Below are 18,440 nucleotides of genomic sequence, written 5' to 3'. Positions count from 1 at the left end.
AGAAGGAAACGGCGACATGTCCGACCAGGAGTCACGTCCCACGATTCACATTCCGGGGACCACCAGCCACACCATCGCCCCGCGCGCAGGAAGCCGCAGCCGCGAGGGCACCCTGCGCTACCTCAAAGCGGGCACCGGTGCTCCCCTGGTCCTGCTGCACACTCTGCGCACGCAGGCCGAGCACTTCCGCCACCTCATCCCGCTGATCGCGGATCAGTACACCGTGTACGCCCTCGATCTGCCGGGGATGGGCTATTCGGAGATCGTGCCCGGTGCGTCGTACGAAGAGCCGGCGCTGCGCGCGGGCGTCGAACGGCTCCTCACCGAACTCGACCTCCACGACGTGACGTTGGTCGGGGAGTCGTTGGGCGGGGTGCTCGCCCTGACCACCGCGGCCGATCTCCCGGAGCGGGTACGGCGCGTCGTCGCGGTGAACCCGTACGACTACCGCGATGGAATCGCCCGCTCCGGTCTCCTCGCCCGTGTGGTGGTCGGCGGGATCATCGCTCCGGGGGTGGGTCCCGTGATCGCCAGCCAGGAGCCCAAGCCCATTCTTCGCAGAATCCTGCAGGGCGGCGTGGGTGACAAGGCCGCTTTTCGGGAGGACTACCTGGACGAGCTTCTCCAGTCAGGCAGGCGTCCCGGCTTCCCGGCCGTTGCCCGCGCTCTGTACCGGAACATGCCCAGCCTCATCGCGGCCCGCTCGCGCTACCCCGAGGTCAAGGCCCCCGTCCATCTCGTCTATGGGGAGAACGACTGGTCGCGGCCCTCGGACCGGGAAGCCAACAAGCAGCTGCTGCCCGCCGCCGACTTCATACAGGTACCGGGAGCAGACCACTTCATCGCACTGGAGAACCCGGAGGTGGTGGCCGACCTGCTGAACGCGGTCGCGTGACCGCGACGGCCTGAATGGAGCGCGCGGTCGACGGGCCCCTCCGGTCATTGACCCGGAACATGACACGGAACTGGGCCATACCATCGGACGGCGCCGAATGCCGCAGGTCGTACAGCTCCTTCGCAAGCGGCGTGTTAGTGAGGCAGGTGACGGGGGAGCGCGGGCTCTGTGTCAGGCCCGATGGCAGGGTCGGCCGTGGCGAAGGCGACGTGCTCGCCCCACGGGGCCACCGGATGCGTGTCGGCCCGATCGACCTTGCGGCCAGTCTCCAACCCGACTTCACGATCCCCAACTTCCTCATCCTTGAACTGGCCCTGGCCTCCTGGTAGTCCGCGGTTGGTCCTCTCTCCGAGCGCACAGGTGCCTCCGCGCCAGGCGATGGCCAAGATCTGGATACGGGCGCTTGCCGCTAGAAACCGATCGGTGTACCGTGCTGGAAACCGATTGGTTTCCGCTGTCCCGTGGCCCACGCCCGCGCGGCGTCAGCCAGCCGGTGCCCTTGATCGCCAAGTTGTTGTAGGAATCAGCCCCGAACGCGCCGGCAACAGCGTGCGCTGAGCGCGTCCATACTCAACCTCGGAGTCAAAGATCATGTCTTCTCATGCCACCTCGACCATCTTCGTAGTAGGCGGCACGGGGGCTCAAGGGATGCCCATCGTTCGTGCTCTCGTCGCCGACAAGAAGTACTCCGTCCGGGTCCTCACACGGGACGCCACCTCTGCCCGGGCCCAGGCTCTCCTCGCGCTCGGCAACGTCTCCATCCTCGAAGGGTCATTCGCCGACGAGGACGTGCTGCGCGAAGGATTTCGCGGCTGTGACGGGGCGTTCATCAACATCGACGGGTTCAACACCGGTGAGAAGACCGAGACCTACTGGGCCTTCCGCAGTTACGAGATAGCGATCGAAGAAGGAATCAAGTTCTTCGTCTACGGAAACCTCGACTACGCCCTCAAGAAATCAGGCTACGACTCCAGGTTCCGCACCGGCCACTATGACGGCAAGGGTCGCATGGCCGAATGGGTACTGTTCCAGAACGAAAAGAACAGGGACCGGATGGGGGCAGCGGTCTTTACGTCGGGTCCCTACATCGAGATGGTGATCTCGCCACTCACACCCATGCAACCCGCCATCGAGGACGGTGTTGTCACGTGGCGAGTCCCGCTCGGCGAGGGCGCCGTTCCGCATGTGGCTCTCGAAGACTGCGGATTCTATGTCCGCTGGCTCTTCGACCATCCGGAACGGGCCAACGGCATGGACCTCGAAGTCGCCATCGAGCACATGACCTACACCGAAATGGCCGCCGCGTTCGAGAAGGTCACCGGACATCCGGCGCAGTACATCGACACCGATCTGGAAACATACTGGAACAGTCCGGATCTGGAGGGGATCGCTGATCACCCTGCCGGATACAACGCCGATCCCAACGACAAGAGCACCATGAGCTTCCGCGACAATTTCACGGGCTTCTGGAACGTGTGGAAGCACGGAATCATCACCAGGGACTATGCCCTGCTCGACGAAATCCACCCCAACAGGATCAGAAGCGCTGAGGAGTGGTTCCGTCGCGAAGACCAGTTGGGAAGGGAACTCGGTAAGGGAAGCCTCTGGGAGAGGGTCCAGCCAGAGAACTGGAACATGGACTCCGCCGTCCTCAAGAGCAGCGCAGATTTCAGGACGGGCAAGTTGTAAGCACAAGTCGTAAACGGGAGATCGAACGGCGGCTTGGTATCCGCTGCGCGACGATTTGAATAACCGCGCACGGCCCTCGGTGAGCAGGCTGCGAGCTGCCGGCCGGTGGTGCAGACCGCAGTTCGGTGAAGCGTTTTCGGGCCGATCAGCAGTTCAGTTCCCGCACGATCTGCGTCGCCCGGGCTGGCCCGGCGTGGTCAGGAACCAGGCGATCGGGCACCCCGGTAGGAGAGTGTTCCGGGTCACTCGCGCTCGCTCCATTAGTTCAATTGAAGTAACTGGTTCGGCTGCGGAACTGTAGCCGGGGCAGCCCGCACCACAGACCATGGAGGACCTCATGACTGCGATCAGCACGGCCAGTACCTCAAGCGAGATTGATGCGCTCGGCCACGAGCACCGCGTTACCGGTCGCCGCGCGCAATCTTGAGCTGTACGACACCGGCGACGGCGCCGGGGCGGACGAGGTGTTCGCCCCGGATGTGATCGACCACAACCCCGCTGGTGACGCCGCCTCGGGCATCGACGGCATGCGAGCGCTGATCGCCACGGTCCGTGACGGATTCACCGGCACGCAGCACCGGATCCTGTTCCAGCAGGAGCTTGCCGATGGCTGGGCGGTCCTGCACTGGCGGGTGACCGGGACCCACACGGGAGACGCCTTCGGGTTCCCCGCCAGCGGTAACCCGGTCGACATCAAGGGCACCGACATCGTCCGCGTGATGGACGGCAAGATCACCGAGATCTACCACGTCGATTCTGTGTCAAGTCCAGCCGTGTTGCCCGCAGCTCTCTACGGCTTCGTGAGGGACCGAGGCGCGCAGTGAAGGCGTTCCAACGACGCCAAGCATCTGCAGTCGCTGCACGCTGGTCAGCCGGTCTTCGTCGCCGGTGTGCGCGCTGCCACCCATACCCCGCCGATCCCGTCCGGCAAGCGCGTGATCTCCGTGACGCTGCAGGACGGCTCGGGCATGATCGACTTGGCCTTCTTCGAGGACAGCCACGCGGAGCGCGCGCAGAAGACCTTCCATTCAGGGCTGCTGCTGCGTGGCACCATCGAGCGCAGCGGTAACCGCCGCACCGTGGTCGGCCAGGCGGTCTGGGACCTCGAAGAAGTCGCCGCGGCCCGCCGGGACTTGGCGCCCGAGGCGGCCCTCACGCTCCTCGGCCGCGCCGGGCCCGCGCAGCACCGCGCGGCGCCCGCCGAGCGGGCCTTGCCCGACGGGACGGCCGGTGCCCACCTCCACCCGTGGAGTGATCTTCAGCCCTGCGGGGAGCCGCTCGGTGGACCTGCGGCGCCTCGCTAGCTGAGCGGCACGTCCACGACAGCCTTGAGGTGGCTGAACGCCTCGAGGGAGTACAGACCGTGGTAGCGGCCCATTCCGCTTTCGCCGACGCCACCGAAAGGCAGGCCAGGCAGGAGCACGTGCGTCCCCGGCTGCCCCGAGGCGAGGCCGCCGGAGGACGTCTCGTTCACCAGGCGTGACTTGGTGGCCTCGGAAGTGGTGAGGGCGTAGAGCGCGAGCGGCTTGTCGCGTTCGTTGATGAAGTCGATGGCGGCGTCGAGGTCGGCGACTTCGATGATGGGGAGGATCGGACCGAAGATCTCCTCCTTCATGACCGGTGATGCGGGGTCGACGTCGGTGAGGACCGTCGGTGCGATGTACAGGTCGTCACGGTCGTGCTGGCCTCCCACCGCCACCTGGCCGGAGTCCAGCAGACGGGTGAGCCGGTCGAAATGCCGCTGGTTGACGATCCGGCCGTAGTCGGGTGCGGTCTGCGGTGTGGAGCCGAACTGGGCTTCGAGCGCCTTGCGGAGGGCGGGAACCAGCGCGGCAGCGGTGGCCGAATCAGCCAGAACGTAGTCCACTGCTCCGCACGACTGTCCCGCGTTGAAGAACTTGCCTCCGACCAGCCGCTTCGCAGCCTCGTCCACGTCGGCGTCGGGCGCCACGAAGATCGGACACTTGCCCCCGAGTTCAAGCGTGACGGGTGTGAGGTTCTTGGCTGCCGCGGCCATGACGATCCGGCCGACCGTGCCGTTGCCGGTGTAGAAGATGTGGTCGAAGCGTTGGGCCAGGAGGGCCGTGGTCTCCTCGGCGCCTCCCTCGACCACGGTGAGGACGGCGGCGTCGAAGTACTGGCGCAGGAGGCGGGAAAGCACCGCCGAGGTGCGCACCGAGATCTCGCTCGGCTTGGCCACCACGGCGTTTCCGGCGGCCAGTGCGCCGATGATGGGATCGATGAGGAGGTGCACCGGGAAGTTCCACGTGCCGATCACCAGGACGACCCCGAGCGGGTCGTACTTGGTGTGAGCCGTTGTCGTGGGACCGAAGAGGGCAGGAACCTCCACAGGGCGGGGCTGAAGCCAGTTCTCGAGGCTCGCCAGCGTCTCGTCGATGTGACCGACGGTGAGGTCGATCTCCGCCATCTTCGCGTCGGTGGCGTTCTTCCTCAGGTCCGCCCAGAGCGCTTCTAGCAGCTCCTTCTCGTTTTCGACCAGCATCGCCCGCAGCCGCTGCAGCTGGTTGACGCGCCAGTCCAGTCCGCGGGTGACGCCGGTGTTGAACGTCGCGCGAAGGCGGCCGACGACCTCCGCAGCCGGTTCGCTCTGGCGCGTCCTGGACTCGTTCGCCTTTGTTGCGGTCATGGGGTGTGCTCCGTTCTTGATGTAAGTCACATGTCAAAGCGGGTGCGGTGGGTGCGGTGGGTCTCAGATGGTCGCGTTGTCGATCACGAACCGGTAGCGCACGTCGCTGGCTTCCATCCGCGTGAACGCCTCGTTGATCTCGGACGCGGCGACGAGTTCGATCTCCGCGCCGAGGCCGTGCTCGGCACAGAAGTCGAGCATTTCCTGGGTCTCGGCGATGCCGCCCATCGCTGAACCGGCGAGGGTCTTGTTGCCGTAGATGAGGGAGAAGAGGTTGAGGGAGATCGCCTCCTCGGGGACACCGACGTTCACCAGCGCACCGGGCATCTTGAGCAGGCTGAGGTAGGCGTCGAAGTTCAGCGGCGCCGAGACGGTGGAGAAGATGAGGTCGAAGGTGCCGGCCAGTTCCTGGAAGGTGGCCGGGTCGCCGGTGGCGTAGTAGTGGTCGGCGCCCAGGCGCAGGCCGTCGTCCTTCTTGCGCAGAGACTGCGACAGGACGGTGACCTCCGCGCCGAGCGCGTGTGCGATCTTGACGCCCATGTGGCCGAGACCGCCGAGGCCGAGGATGGCGACCTTCTTGCCGGGGCCCACACCCCACTGCTTCAGCGGGGAGTACATGGTGATGCCGGCGCACAGCAGCGGCGCGGCCACGTCGAGGGAGAGGCCGTCGGGGATGCGCACGACGTAGTTCTCGTCGACGACGACCTTCTGCGAGTAGCCGCCGTATGTGACTTCGCCGTCACGGCCGATGGCGCCGTACGTGGGGGTCATACCGCCGTTGGTGCACATCTGTTCAAGGCCGGCCTTGCAGTTGTCGCACTCGCGGCAGGAGTCGACCAGGCAGCCGACGCCCACACGGTCGCCAACCTTGTACTTGGTGACGCCGGGGCCGACCTCGGAGACGACGCCTGCGATCTCGTGGCCCGGGACCATCGGGAAGATGGCCTTGCCCCAGCCCTCGCGGGCCTGGCTGACGTCGGTGTGACAGACACCGGTGAACTTGATGTCGATCAGTACGTCGTGCTCCCGGACCGCGCGACGTTCGATGGTGGTGCGCTCCAACGGAGCCTTGGCGGCAGGGGCTGCGTACGCGGCGACAGTGGTCATGCCGTGGTTCTCCTTGCAGGGAGGGGGAGGGGGAGGGGGAGGGGGAGGGGGAGGGGCACGCCCGGCGGCCTTCTTCCGGCCGGGCCTGCTCCTTCACCGTAACGCATGTTCGCGTGAACACGAACATGAAGGGGGCGTTACCCTTCCCTCATGGCCAGCCGTACCGCATCTCCGCTCGTTCACCCCGACCCGGACGACTTCGACCTCTTCAAGGTCATGAGTGCACTGACCGACGAGACGCGGCTCGCCATCGTCGTCGGACTCGCCGCCTCACCCGGCCTGGCCTGCAGTGTCTTCAGGCAGGACGTCACCGCCTCCGTGCTGACCCGCCACTTCCGCGTCCTGCGCGAGGCCGGCGTCATCCGGCAGCACGACGTCGGCACCCGTCGCTTCAACACCCTGCGCAAGGAAGAACTGGACCAGCGGTTCCCCGGACTGATCGACCTCGTCCTCAAGGAGGGCGCCGCCCGCGTGACACCCCGCGCGGACACCGACAGCGCCTGACACCCGTGCAGCCCGGCCCGGACCCGGACGGGACGGCCCGGCGACCGGCGGACACATCCCGCAGACCCGCCGGCGGGAGACGGGCCCGCCGGCTGCACCGCTCGGCGTCGTATTGACGCCGCGCTTCGCCGGAACTCGTATGACTGGCCGCCACCGAGGCGGTGGCGCACCACCTACGCCCGCCGTATCGACGGTGGGGCCAGGCCGCTAGGGAACCTCCTTGGGGCTGCCCGTCACCGCCTCGCTCCCGCCTGTGGGCCGTACGGTTTGCGAGGTCCACCAGGCCGACGGGCGATGCGCCGGGCCAGGATTCTGTGCAGTCGGCTCAGCATCAGGCTCCCGCGGAAACCTGCCCACACTGTCCGGGCGGGCAAGCCTTAGGTGATAAGCCTCATGGTTGACCCAAGGAGACGCGGTTTTCCAAACCGGCGATCCAGGCCGGCCCGCTTCGGCACACAGACCGGGATACGTTTCCAGAAAGCTGGGTCCAGCCGCTACGGAAGGCCGGATCGGCACCGGTTCGGGATGTGTCCGCCGGTCGCCGGGCCGTCCTGATCGCGTCCACGCAGGGGCGCCTCGAAGCGTCAGGCGCTGTCGGTGTCCGCGCGGGGTGTCACGCGGGCGGCGCCCTCCTTGAGGACGGTGACGTCCTGCCTGAAGACGCTGCAGGCCAGGCCGGGTGAGGCGGCGAGTCCGACGACGATGGCGAGCCGCGTCTCGTCGGTCAGTGCACTCATGACCTTGAAGAGGTCGAAGTCGTCCGGGTCGGGGTGAACGAGCGGAGATGCGGTACGGCTGGCCATGAGGGAAGGGTAATAGTGACCCATGTTCGCGTTGATGCGTACATGGGCTACAGTGAAGGACCGGAATGGCCTTCCCCCCGCTCTCCACCGCATTGCAGAAGGACACCCATGCCCGTCAACACCTCAGAAATTTCCCCTGTTCCGTCACTCTTCTCCCCGGTCACCCTCGGGAAGATCGAGCTCGCCAACCGCATCGTCATGGCACCGCTGACGCGGGTCCGGGCCGGTTCCTCCGGCATCCCCGGGGACCTGATGGTCGAGTACTACCGGCAGCGGGCGAGCGTCGGAATGATCATCACCGAGGGCACCTACCCCGACCACGCGTCGCAGGGATGGGTCGGCGCGCCGGGTATCGCCACCGACGAGCAGGCGGCCGGCTGGCAGCGGGTGTTTGAGGCGGTGCACGCCGAGGGCGGCCGCATCGTCCTGCAGATCATGCACGCCGGCCGCGCCGCACACCCCGACGTCAACGGCGGCCGTCGCGTTCTCGCCCCCAGCGCGATCGCCATCGACGGCAAGACGTTCACGGGGAAGGGCGAGCAGCCCTACCCCGTACCGGAAGCGATGACCACCGCAGAGGCCCAGGCGGCCCTGGCGGACTTCGTCGCCGCGGCTCGCCGGGCCGTCGAGGCGGGAGCGGACGGCGTGGAGATCCACGGCGCCAACGGCTACCTGCTCCACCAGTTCCTCTCCCCGGCGGCCAACCAGCGCACCGATGAATACGGCGGCTCGCCGCAGAACCGGGCTCGCTTCGTCGTCGAGGTGGTCACGGCGGTCGCCGAGGCCGTGGGTGCCGAGCGGGTCGGGCTGCGGATCTCGCCGGAGATCAGCCTCGCGGACGTCTTCGAGACCGACCGGGACGACGTCCTGGCCACCTACGGCACTTTGGTGGACCAGCTGCGCCCGCTGGGCCTGGCCTACCTCTCCGTACTGCACACCGAGCCGGGCGGCGAGCTGGTCCAGGAGCTGCGGCAGCGCTTCGACGGCAAGCTGCTCGTCAACAGCGGCTTTCTCGGAGGGCAGACCACCCGCGAGGACGCGATACAGCGGATCGAGGCCGACCACGCCGACGCCGTAGTCGTGGGCCGGGCCATCATCGCCAACCCCGACCTGGTCGAGCGCTGGCAGGGTGGCCACCCGGAGAACGAGCCGCGGCCGGAACTGTTCTACGTATCCGGCGCAGAGGGCTACACCGATTACCCCTACCTCCAGGCGAACTGAGGACTCACGGTTGCGCCTGTCCATGCTGCGGCCCGCCACTTCGGACGAGTTCGCCGCCCTCGCTGGACAGGTCCCCGTGTTTCCGGTTCGACGGCCGGCCGGGTCTTCAGGTCTGGTCTCCGCGCCGGTAAAGGCCGGTTCCGGAGCGGTATCGGTGCCGGCGCCGCCGTGACCACTGCACGACATGGCCCCCCTCCCTCAATCCAAAGCAGGAGTAGACATGACCACCCTCGGCATCATCGGAAGCGGAAACATCGGCGCCGCCGTCGCGCGCCTCGCGGTCGCGGCAGGCATCCCCGTCGTGGTGTCCAACTCCCGAGGCCCGCAGAGCCTCGCCGGCCTCATCGCCGAGCTGGGCCCGCTGGCCACGGCCGGCACGGTCGAGCAGGCGGCCCAGGCTGGTGACCTCGTCCTGCTGTCTGTACCGCTCACTGCGCACACCGCCGTCCCGGCCGCACTGCTCGCGGGCAAGACAGTGCTGGACACCAGCAACTACTACCCGTCCCGCGACGGCCGGATCGCCGAGCTCGACGATGACAAGGTCACCACCAGTGAGCTGGTCCACCGGCACTTCGAGGGAGCCCGGCTGGTCAAGGCGTTCAACAGCATCCTGGCTCACCACATCCCCCAGCTGGCCCGCCCCTCGGAGAACCCGGCGGCCGCCGACCGCACCGCACTGCCGATCGCCGGTGACGACGCCGGCGCGAAAACCGACGCGGCGACGCTGATCAACCGACTGGGATTCGACACCATCGACACCGGCTCGCTCGCGCAGAGCTGGCGCTTCGAACCCGATGCCACCGCCTACACCCGCCTCTACCTTGCCGATCCCTCTACGCCCGATACACAGATTTTCACAGCGCCTGGCCGCCCCGTTCCCGCCGCCGAGCTGCGAACCGCGCTCCAGGCAGCCGAGCGGGTACGGGTGGCCGACCGCGTCATCTGAGCCCGCGTGCAACCAGTACGCACCACTGTCGTGGCTCCGCGCGAAGCAACTGATATCCCGTGCTGACCGCGACGCCGCTGCCCGCCGGGGCGCACCGTGGAAGCGCATGACCTGGTGCGCAAGTGTGCCGCCATGCTCGACGTCCGTGATGCCCCGCATCGCCTGACTGGCTCGGCATGCTCACGACCAACGGCCTGGCCTCACTCGATGGCGTGGCACTGCACTGCGCGAGGACCATCCGGATCAAGTTCTGACCTGCATGAATGCGGGTCAGGGATTTCGCGCTGATGCCAAAACGCACATGCTCTCTTGGTCGGCGCTTTTCGCAGGTCAGACTGTTGCGACCAGTCGGTCCACTTGAAGTGTCTGCGCTGGCCGGGTGTCCTGGGCTTTCAGGCAGTCACCCTGCGGACGCTGTGTCTGACCTGCGTGAATGTGGCCCACGGTGCACCGAGATGCAAACGGTCTGGTGGGTCGTCACCCTTTTTCGGCGCTTCTCGTCCGGCTACTGCCGGCGGGCCACTGTGCGGCCATCCGCGCAGTCGCCAAAGCAGGCACACCGAGACCCGGTGCTGGAGAACTCCCATGCCTACGACCAAGGGTCCAGCGGCCACCGTTGATATCTCGACCTGGCGTGTTGCCACCCACCGTCACAACTTCCCCCTGAGGTTCCGCCGGGTGGTTCCCGTCGTTGGGCGATCTGCCGCCGGTGCCGGGCGGAGGAGCCCGCACCGGTGGTCGGTCGCAAGGCATCTTGGTAATTGACAGGGTACGAGAGTATCTCCTAACGTACCCGCACCCGCAGCAACACCGTCAGCTCAATGAGGAGCGTCGATGCAGCACGTATACGACATAGATGTCCGGGTTCCGATGCGTGACGGCGTGGCCCTGGCCGCCAACGTGTGGCATCCGGCCGAGGGGCAAGGGCCGACACTGCTGGTGCGCATGCCGTACGGCAAGGACGTGATGGGCATCACTTTGGGGGGAATCCTGCCCAATCTCCCCGCTTTGCTGGAGGCTGGTTACGCCGTGGTGGTGCAGGACTGCCGGGGCACCCACCGCTCGGAGGGCGAGTTCGTTCCTCATATGGCCGACCGGGCCGACGGTGAGGACACCGTCGCCTGGATCACTGACCAGCCGTGGTCGGACGGCACGGTGGGCATGTACGGGGCGTCCTACCTGGGGATGGTCCAGTGGGAGACCGCCGTGACCGGTACTCCCGCGCTCAAGGCGATCGCGCCGGCCTTCACCTCGATCGACAACTATGAGGCGCCCTGGTTCTCCGCGGGCGGTGCGCTGTCACTGAGCCTGGTCACGGTGTGGAACGCCATGATGTACGCGGCCGACGCGCAGCGGTCCCTGGCGGCCGGCGAGGGCTCCGTGTCGCAGCTGCAGCAGCTCGGTCAGGCGTTCCTGTTCCCGGAGCCGCTGAACGAGGTGCTGCCGACGGGTGAGGTTCCGGTCCTGGCGGAGTACGGGAAGTGGTGGGACGACTGGATGGCCCACCCGTCCCACGACGGGTACTGGGACGCCATGGAGCTCACGCCCGAGCTCAAGAACGTCACGGCCCCGGCGCTCAACATCGGTGGCTGGTACGACCTGTACATCGGGCAGACCGTGCGCACCTACACCACTGCCCGCAGGCAGGCGGGCAGTGCGCAGGCACGTGAGGGGCAGCGGCTGATCATCGGTCCGTGGGATCACATGTCATCGACCGGCGTCTATCCCGACCGCTCCTTCGGCCCGCTGGCCAGTGCGCAGATGCTGGGCCTGACCGGCCTGCATGTGAAGTTCTTCGACCGCTGGCTCCGCGACGACACCACCGCTCTGGACGACGTGGCACCGGTGAAGATCTTCGTGATGGGCATCGACCAGTGGCGCGACGAGCAGGAGTGGCCGCTGCCCGACACGCAGTGGACCGACTTCCACCTCAGCAGCACCGGCCACGCCAACACAGCCGGCGGCGACGGCACGTTGACGACCGAACCGCCTACCGGCGCCGGGCACGACACCTACCTCTACGACCCGCGCCGCCCGGTCCCCACCGCCGGCGGAGCATCCATGCCGGTGACCCTGGAACTCTGCGGCCCGGTCGACCAGCGGACCGTCGCCGGCCGTGAGGACGTCCTGTGCTTCGCCGGCCCCGTGCTGGAGGAGCCTGTCGAGGTCACCGGTCCGGTCAGCCTGACCCTGTTCGTCTCCTCCTCGGCGGTGGACACCGACTTCACCGCCAAGCTCGTCGACGTCTTCCCCGACGGCAAAGCGATCAACCTGTGCGACGGGATCCTGCGCGCCCGCTATCGAGGCGGCCTGGCCACGGAGGAGTTGATGGAGCCCGGCACGGTCTACGAGATCACCGTCGACATGACGGCCACCTCGAATGTGTTCCTGCCCGGTCACCGCATCCGTGTGGACGTCTCCAGCAGCAACTTCCCCCGCTACGACCGCAACACCAACACCGGCGGCGTCATCGCCCGCGAGAGCGAGGAGCAGATGATCCCCGCCGTCAACCACATCCATCACGGACCGAACCACCCCAGCCGTCTGGTCCTGCCGGTCATCGACCGGAAGGACCAGCGATGAGCGCCGCCGACCGGGTCGCCGAACTGACCGCGACCTTCGCGGCCCCTTCCGTGGACGCGGCCTGGCTGTTGTGCGACCAACACCCGGCCGACCGCGTCGCGTTCACCGTGGTCGACGGGGCGGGTGGAGCTTCCACGCTGTCTTACGGCGAGCTCGCTTCGGACTCGCACCGCTGTGCCCGGGCGCTGCAAGGCCTTGGCGTCGGTCCGGGGGACAGGGTGGCGGCCCTGATGGGCAAGAGCACCGACCTGGTCACGGTCATTCTGGCGATCTGGCGGCTGGGTGCGGTCTACGTCCCGTTGTTCACCGCGTTCGCGCCCCAGGCCATCGCCCTGCGCCTGGAAGGTTCGGGTGCGCACGTCGTGGTCGTCGACCCGGACCAGCGCCACAAACTCGACCCGGGCCCCGACATGCCGGACGACCCCCAGCGCCGCGTCGTCGTCACCGGAGCGGCAGCCTCCCCCGGTGACACCCTGCTGGCCGACCTCGTCACCGCCGCGTCCCCGGAACCGGTGCCCGCCGTCACCACCAGCGGGGACGGACCGCTGGTGCACATGTTCACCTCCGGCACCACCGGCAAGCCCAAAGGGGTCATCCACCCCGTCTCCTACATCGCCGGATGGCAGGTCTACCTGGAGTACGGCCTCGGCGTCACCGGTGACAGCAGCTACTGGTGCGCCGCCGACCCCGGCTGGGCCTACGGGCTGTACGCCGCGATCGTCGCCCCGATGGCCGCCGGCATCCCCAGCCTGCTGCTGTCCGGCGGGTTCTCCCCGGAGACCACCTGGCGCACCCTCCTCGACCACCAGGTCACCGACTTCGCCGCCGCCCCGACCGTGTACCGGGGGCTGCGCTCCTCGACCGTGCCGGTGCCCCAGGGCCTGCGCCTGGAACGGGCGTCCAGCGCGGGTGAGCCCCTGACTCCCGAGGTCAACGAGTGGGCCGGCGCCGCGCTCGGCCTGGCCGTGCACGACCACTTCGGCCAGACCGAGGTCGGCATGCCCTTGGCCAACCACCACCACCCCGAACTAGCCCGCCCCCTCAAGGCCGGATCGATGGGCCGCCCGGTGCCCGGCTGGAGCCTCACGGTCCTGGCCGACGAGAAGGACGAGCCCGCCGGGCCAGGCGTGCTCGGCCGGGTCGCGATCGACGTCGCCGCCAGCCCGCTGATGACCTTCAGCGGCTACCAGATCCCAGGGCAGAGCGACGCCAAGTTCACCGCCGACGGCCGCTGGTACCTCACGGGCGACGCCGGACGCATCGACGCCGACGGCGACTTCTTCTTCTCCTCCCGCGACGACGACGTCATCATCATGGCCGGCTACCGGATCGGGCCGTTCGAGATCGAGAGCGTCCTCACCCAGCACCCCGCGATCGCCGAGTGCAGCGTCATCGGCGCACCCGACGAGGTCCGCGGCGAGGTCATCGAGGCGTACGTCGTCCTGCGCGACGACCACGACGCCTCACCCGAACTGGCCACCGAACTCCAGCAGTTGGTCAAGACCCGCTACGCCGCCCACGCCTACCCGCGCACCATCCACTTCATCGACGCCCTGCCCAAAACCCCCAGCGGCAAGACCCAGCGCTACCTGCTGCGCAACAGCCGACGCACTGAACTTTCCAGCCGAGAGACACCGTGACCGACACCGACACCGAGCCCTTGCTCGTCGAACAACGCGGCACCGTCCGATGGCTGCTGCTCAACCGCCCCGAGCGGCGCAACGCCCTCGACGTCACCCTCATCGAGGCCCTGGACAGGCAGATCACCAGCGCCGAGGCCGACCCCGGCACTGCGGTCATCGCCGTGGCAGGCAGGGGGCCGAGTTTCTGTGCCGGCGGGGACTTCCACCAGTTCCTCCAGCTGCACGAGCAGGGCGACAACCCGGTCGGCTTCCTGGCCGACGTATCGGCCTGCTTCAGCCGCATCGCGGCCAGCCCAAAACCATGGGTCGCCGTCCTGCACGGTCACGCCGTCGCCGGCGGCCTCGAACTCGCCCTGGCCTGCGATGTCGTCATCGCCGCCGACACCACCCTCATCGGCGACGGCCACGTCAAGCAGCGGCTGGTACCGGCCGGCGGGTCAAGCGTCCGGCTGCCCGGTGCGGTCGGACGCGGACTGTCTCGCTGGCTCCTGCTCACCGGCGAACTGCTGCCCGCGACTGCCTTCGCGAACACCGGCTGGATCCACGCGATCGTGCCCGAGGCCGACCTCCACGACACCGCCACCCGCGTCTGCCACCAACTGGCCGACCGCAACAGCCCCGCCCAGCAACGGCTCAAGACACTCCTGCACCGCATCGACGGCCTCGCCCCCGAGCACGCCCTGCGCGAGGAACTTGCCACCTTCGCCGACAACTGGACGGCAAGCTCAGTGGCCGACGCCCTGCGGGCCTTCCTCGCACCCCGGACCACGAAAGCAGACACCAAGTGAATCGCTACCACGGACGGGTCGTCGCCATCACCGGCGCCGCACAAGGCCTTGGCCTCGCCATGGCGACCCGCTTCGCCGCCGAGGGCGCCACCGTCGCGCTGGCCGACGTCAACGAACAGGCCCTCACCGACGCCGTCGAGACAATCGCCAACGCCCACGACGCGAAACTCCGCACCGACGTGGTAGATGTGACCGACTCCGCCCAGGTCAACGCCTGGATCACCGGCGTCACCGCCGATCTCGGCCGCCTCGACGTGCTGGTCAACAACGCCGGCATCATCCGCGACAATCGCGTCGAGGACATCACCGACGACGACTGGCACGCGGTCATCGGCGTCAGCCTCACCGGCGGCTTCCACTGCGCCCGCGCCGCGTTCGGCCCCATGAAACGTCAGGGCTACGGACGTATCGTCAGCTTCTCGTCCATGTCCTGGCGCGGGAACTTCGGCCAGACCAACTATGTGGCCGCCAAGGCCGGCATCGTCGGCATGACCCGCACCCTCGCGCTGGAAGGCGCCCGCCACGGCATCACCGCCAACGCCATCGCCCCCGGCCTCATCGACACACCCATGCTCGCCTCCATGAACGGCCCCGCACGCGACAAACTCACCAACAAGATCCCCATGCGCCACACCGGCAGGCCCGAGGACATCGCCGAAGCCGCGGCCTTCCTCGCCAGCGAAGCCGCCGGCTACATCACCGGCATCGTCCTCGACGTGGACGGCGGCATCTCCATCGGATCCTCCATCCGGTAACCGCGAGCCAGGGGCGAGCAGGTGCTCATCCACTGCATCGATTCGTCGTTGTCCGGCCCAGCCACGCTGACCGGGCCGTACTGACAACGCCCTGATCACCGAGACGCCGGCCGGATCGGACCAGGAGACGCGTCCCGAACAGTTCCGGCACCCTTGCCTGAACGTCACTCACGGGGGCTCACTGTGGGTACGTTAGACGGTACGCTGGTACCCGCTAGCCAGGGTCGACTTTCCGGCGGCCTGGACAATCACTCCCCGCTTCCGGTGGGGACGCTCCTGGGAGACTGTTGTGGTGACGGCCCAAACTGACTCGCGTGACCGACGCCCGCGCCGAACGGCGCGCAGGCGGGTCGTCGACACACGTCGGCGGGACGAGCTGCTGCGCCAGGCCGAGGCGATCATCCTGGCCGAAGGCTTCACCGCGGTGACCATGGACGAGCTCGCCCAGCGATTGGAGTGCTCCAAGGCGACGCTGTACAGCCTCGCCTCCACGAAGGAACAGCTGGTCCTGGCGGTCACCCGCGCCTTCTTCCGGGAGGCGACGGCCGAGATCGAACAGGCTGTCCAGGCCGAGCCCGACCCCAGGCAGCGCATCCACGTCTACCTCGTCGGCGTCGGCACGGCCATGCGCCGGCATTCCCACGCCTTCTACGACGACATGGTCGGTTACGAACCGACCGCACAGATCTACCGCGAGAACTCCGCCGCCGCCGCGCAACGGGTCCACGAACTGATCGAGGAGGGCGTGCAGACCGGGGTTTTCCGCGCGCTCAACGGGCATTTCGCCGCCCAGGTCGTGGCAGTCACCATTGATGCCGTGCAGTCCGGGACCCTGCTCGAACGCACCGGGCTGACCGCCGGGGACGCGTTCTCCCAGCTCGGCGACCTCCTCCTCGACGGCTTGTCGGCGGCCTAGTCTCGTGCCCACGAGGACTTCCGCCGCCGACACCGGGAAGTGTCCGAGGAACGGCACCTCTCTGCGTCAAAGGTCAGACGGTCCCGAACAGCTGTGAGCGCTCAGCGAGGCCATCACCACTGCGGCCGAGACGACTCCCTCTCGATCGCCTCCGTCGAGACCGAGGGCGAGTGCACGGTCCGGCTCAACCTCGCCTCGCCGTCCCCGACCGAGCCGTTCGAGCCGGGCAGGGCGGCGGCCCACCGCACGGTGTCGTACCCGTCGCTCTCCTCGTACGTCCACGGCTCCCGCTCCCCTTCCGGAGGCGAACCGGCGACGGGTGTCCTGGATGACCACCATGAACCCGTGCCGGGCCGCCGCCAGGGGATTGAACGCCGCGGGCAGAAGGGGCATCTGCTTGCCGTAACGGCAGCCGCATCAGCAGCACCGGCCACGGTCCCACGCCCACGGGCCGGTAGACATCGGCGCACAGCACCGTGCCGTCACGCATCTCCGCCGGAACATCGAACTCGATCTGCATCTCTGCCATGTGCCGCTCCTTTGCATGCCGCGACGCTGTCACGCGACATGGTCGAACCGGTCCCGGTCATGCGCTACACCCGAACGGGGGTGGCTACAGGGCTCTCGGGGCAGTCACGCCAGCGCGGTCAGCAGGTCGGCCAGCACGTCGGGTCGTTCCAGGGCGATGAAGTGGCCGGCCTTCGGCACTTGAGTGAAGGCGGCGGCGGGCAGCAGCTTCTTGTTGGCCTCGCGGTCCGAGGGCCGGGACCAGTCGTTCTCCCCGTAGACGAGGTGGACGGGTGCCTTGACCTCGGGGTAGCGCGAGCGGGCGGCGACGAGGCTGGGCAGGCTCTGGTACACGCCCCGGGCGACGGTCGAGTAGCCGGGGCGGCCGCCCACCTGGAGGAGTTCGTCGAGGTAGTCCTCCCGCAGCGCGGTCTTGTCGACCAGCCCGCCCTGCAGGATCCGGCGGACGACGGGCTTGGGCTCCACCCCGGCGACCACCGGGCCCACTCCTGGAGTGAGGACACCGCTGACCACCACACGGGCGAGAAGGCTGGAGCGGGCGATCCCGCCGGGGAAGTCGTAGGTGTTCACCGCGACGACGCGCCGGACCCGCTCGGGCAGGTCGGCCGCGGCGGTCAGGGCGAGCACCGCCCCCATGGACTCCCCGACCAGGGTCACGTCGTGGAGGTCGAGTTCGGTCAGGAGCCGCTCGACACCCGCGCGCATGGCCGGCTCGTCGTACGAGGCGCCGGGCACGATCTCGGAGTAGCCCATCCCCGGCAGGTCGAGGGCGTACACGGTGTAGTGGTCCGCGATCAGCGGGATGAGGTGGCGGAAGTGCTCGGCCTGCGTGCGCACGGTGTGCAACAGGATCACGGGAGCCCCGGTGCCAGCCTTGAGGTAGCGCAGCGTTCCCTCGCGGCTGTGGCGTTCTGCGCGTGGGGCGATGGTGTGGCTGGTGGTCCCCGGAATGTGAATCGTGGGACGGGACTCGTGGCTGGGCATCTTGTTCTTCGATGCGGTCATGGCTACCTCCACAGGCTCGGAAACCGATCGGTTTCCAGTACAGTAAACCGATCGGTTTCCGATCGCAAGTCCAAGGGTGGCATCAGCCGAGTCGGGCCGCCGAGTAGGGATTTGAGACCGGCTTCCCCGACCGTGTCGGAGGGACGTTTCGGCATGGTCGGGGTGGGTGAGGTGTAGGGCGGCCGGCTGATGGCAGCGTATGCCTTCGCCGCCGAAGAGGGTGCTGGTCAGGTTTTCCACGTACACGGTGATCGAACCACCGCCGTGATCGTCGCGCCCGCGGGGGAGAGGGGTGGTCGGCGGAGTGAGTCCCCGGCAGGGTGCCCATTACCTTCGTTGTAGAGCCCGGTTCGGGCTCGTGGCCTTCGGGACCGGTATGACTCGTTGCCCCTGTCCTTGATGATCCGGGG

The 18,440-nt window shown here is 67.9% G+C and carries 15 protein-coding genes and 1 pseudogene; 12 read left to right on the top strand and 4 right to left on the bottom strand.

The window, feature by feature from the left end:
• Positions 1-16 precede the first annotated feature (16 nt).
• From ACW4TU_RS10735 to ACW4TU_RS10720, 4 genes and pseudogenes are all read left to right on the top strand, one after another.
• Positions 17-895 carry an alpha/beta fold hydrolase gene (locus ACW4TU_RS10735; protein ID WP_457426983.1) on the top strand — a complete coding sequence of 293 codons (879 nt, stop codon included), beginning with the start codon at positions 17-19 and terminating at the stop codon, positions 893-895.
• Positions 896-1,486: 591 nt separating this feature from the next.
• Entirely contained in the window at positions 1,487-2,584 is a 1,098-nt protein-coding gene (locus ACW4TU_RS10730; protein ID WP_457426981.1) for an NmrA family NAD(P)-binding protein, read from the top strand.
• Between the two features lie 377 nt (positions 2,585-2,961).
• Positions 2,962-3,408: an ester cyclase gene (locus ACW4TU_RS10725; protein ID WP_457426979.1), complete on the top strand. Its 447-nt coding sequence runs from the start codon at positions 2,962-2,964 to the stop codon at positions 3,406-3,408.
• A 6-nt stretch (positions 3,409-3,414) separates the two neighbouring features.
• Positions 3,415-3,892: pseudogene (locus tag ACW4TU_RS10720) on the top strand (DNA polymerase III subunit alpha); the annotation flags it as partial.
• On the opposite strand, the gene ACW4TU_RS10715 reads toward ACW4TU_RS10720, so the two are convergent.
• Positions 3,885-5,231 (bottom strand): aldehyde dehydrogenase family protein, encoded by a 1,347-nt coding sequence (locus tag ACW4TU_RS10715; protein WP_457426977.1) that lies wholly within the window; start codon positions 5,229-5,231, stop codon positions 3,885-3,887. The pseudogene ACW4TU_RS10720 and the gene ACW4TU_RS10715 overlap by 8 nt on opposite strands.
• 63 nt (positions 5,232-5,294) lie before the next feature.
• On the bottom strand, positions 5,295-6,338 hold the full coding sequence (locus tag ACW4TU_RS10710; RefSeq protein WP_457426975.1) for an NAD(P)-dependent alcohol dehydrogenase: 1,044 nt from the start codon (positions 6,336-6,338) through the stop codon (positions 5,295-5,297).
• Between the two features lie 150 nt (positions 6,339-6,488).
• Here ACW4TU_RS10710 and ACW4TU_RS10705 point away from each other — a divergent pair, with 150 nt between their 5' ends.
• A complete protein-coding gene (locus tag ACW4TU_RS10705) occupies positions 6,489-6,842 on the top strand; it encodes an ArsR/SmtB family transcription factor (protein WP_457426973.1) in 354 nt (117 codons plus the stop codon).
• Between the two features lie 584 nt (positions 6,843-7,426).
• Here the strand turns inward: ACW4TU_RS10705 and ACW4TU_RS10700 are convergent.
• Positions 7,427-7,645 carry a hypothetical protein gene (locus tag ACW4TU_RS10700; protein WP_457426971.1) on the bottom strand — a complete coding sequence of 73 codons (219 nt, stop codon included), beginning with the start codon at positions 7,643-7,645 and terminating at the stop codon, positions 7,427-7,429.
• A gap of 108 nt (positions 7,646-7,753) precedes the next feature.
• On the opposite strand from ACW4TU_RS10700, the gene ACW4TU_RS10695 reads away from it, so the two are divergent.
• The 7 genes from ACW4TU_RS10695 (at position 7,754) to ACW4TU_RS10665 (ending at position 16,497) form a co-directional block, all read left to right on the top strand.
• Positions 7,754-8,866, top strand: coding sequence for an alkene reductase (locus ACW4TU_RS10695; protein WP_457426969.1), 1,113 nt, complete (start codon positions 7,754-7,756; stop codon positions 8,864-8,866).
• A gap of 220 nt (positions 8,867-9,086) precedes the next feature.
• A complete protein-coding gene (locus ACW4TU_RS10690; RefSeq protein ID WP_457426967.1) occupies positions 9,087-9,812 on the top strand; it encodes an NADPH-dependent F420 reductase in 726 nt (241 codons plus the stop codon).
• Positions 9,813-10,646: 834 nt separating this feature from the next.
• A complete protein-coding gene (locus tag ACW4TU_RS10685; RefSeq protein ID WP_457426965.1) occupies positions 10,647-12,395 on the top strand; it encodes a CocE/NonD family hydrolase in 1,749 nt (582 codons plus the stop codon).
• On the top strand, positions 12,392-14,035 hold the full coding sequence (locus tag ACW4TU_RS10680) for an AMP-binding protein (protein WP_457426963.1): 1,644 nt from the start codon (positions 12,392-12,394) through the stop codon (positions 14,033-14,035). The genes ACW4TU_RS10685 and ACW4TU_RS10680 overlap by 4 nt, the downstream gene beginning before the upstream one ends.
• Positions 14,032-14,826, top strand: a complete 795-nt coding sequence (locus ACW4TU_RS10675; protein WP_457426961.1) for an enoyl-CoA hydratase/isomerase family protein — start codon at positions 14,032-14,034, stop codon at positions 14,824-14,826. Before ACW4TU_RS10680 ends, ACW4TU_RS10675 begins: the two co-directional genes overlap by 4 nt.
• The gene (locus ACW4TU_RS10670) at positions 14,823-15,581 is read left to right on the top strand and encodes an SDR family oxidoreductase (protein WP_457426958.1); all 759 of its coding nucleotides are present in this window, start codon (positions 14,823-14,825) and stop codon (positions 15,579-15,581) included. The genes ACW4TU_RS10675 and ACW4TU_RS10670 overlap by 4 nt, the downstream gene beginning before the upstream one ends.
• A 292-nt stretch (positions 15,582-15,873) precedes the next feature.
• On the top strand, positions 15,874-16,497 hold the full coding sequence (locus ACW4TU_RS10665) for a TetR/AcrR family transcriptional regulator (protein WP_457426956.1): 624 nt from the start codon (positions 15,874-15,876) through the stop codon (positions 16,495-16,497).
• Positions 16,498-17,130: 633 nt separating this feature from the next.
• Here ACW4TU_RS10665 and ACW4TU_RS10660 read toward each other — a convergent pair.
• Positions 17,131-18,009 (bottom strand): alpha/beta fold hydrolase, encoded by an 879-nt coding sequence (locus tag ACW4TU_RS10660; RefSeq protein ID WP_457430022.1) that lies wholly within the window; start codon positions 18,007-18,009, stop codon positions 17,131-17,133.
• Positions 18,010-18,440 lie beyond the last annotated feature (431 nt).

The sequence above is a fragment of the Streptomyces kryoterrae genome (assembly GCF_054072135.1).
This window is presented reverse-complemented; position numbering and strand designations above follow the sequence as displayed.

Coding starts and splice junctions, on each gene's coding strand:
- ACW4TU_RS10715 (WP_457426977.1), bottom strand. CDS start 5,231: ATGACCGCAACAAAGGCGAACGAGTCCAGGACGCGCCAGAGCGAACCG.
- ACW4TU_RS10725 (WP_457426979.1), top strand. CDS start 2,962: ATGCGCTCGGCCACGAGCACCGCGTTACCGGTCGCCGCGCGCAATCTT.
- ACW4TU_RS10690 (WP_457426967.1), top strand. CDS start 9,087: ATGACCACCCTCGGCATCATCGGAAGCGGAAACATCGGCGCCGCCGTC.
- ACW4TU_RS10695 (WP_457426969.1), top strand. CDS start 7,754: ATGCCCGTCAACACCTCAGAAATTTCCCCTGTTCCGTCACTCTTCTCC.
- ACW4TU_RS10660 (WP_457430022.1), bottom strand. CDS start 18,009: ATGCCCAGCCACGAGTCCCGTCCCACGATTCACATTCCGGGGACCACC.
- ACW4TU_RS10700 (WP_457426971.1), bottom strand. CDS start 7,645: ATGGCCAGCCGTACCGCATCTCCGCTCGTTCACCCCGACCCGGACGAC.
- ACW4TU_RS10710 (WP_457426975.1), bottom strand. CDS start 6,338: ATGACCACTGTCGCCGCGTACGCAGCCCCTGCCGCCAAGGCTCCGTTG.
- ACW4TU_RS10680 (WP_457426963.1), top strand. CDS start 12,392: ATGAGCGCCGCCGACCGGGTCGCCGAACTGACCGCGACCTTCGCGGCC.
- ACW4TU_RS10705 (WP_457426973.1), top strand. CDS start 6,489: ATGGCCAGCCGTACCGCATCTCCGCTCGTTCACCCCGACCCGGACGAC.
- ACW4TU_RS10685 (WP_457426965.1), top strand. CDS start 10,647: ATGCAGCACGTATACGACATAGATGTCCGGGTTCCGATGCGTGACGGC.
- ACW4TU_RS10730 (WP_457426981.1), top strand. CDS start 1,487: ATGTCTTCTCATGCCACCTCGACCATCTTCGTAGTAGGCGGCACGGGG.
- ACW4TU_RS10735 (WP_457426983.1), top strand. CDS start 17: ATGTCCGACCAGGAGTCACGTCCCACGATTCACATTCCGGGGACCACC.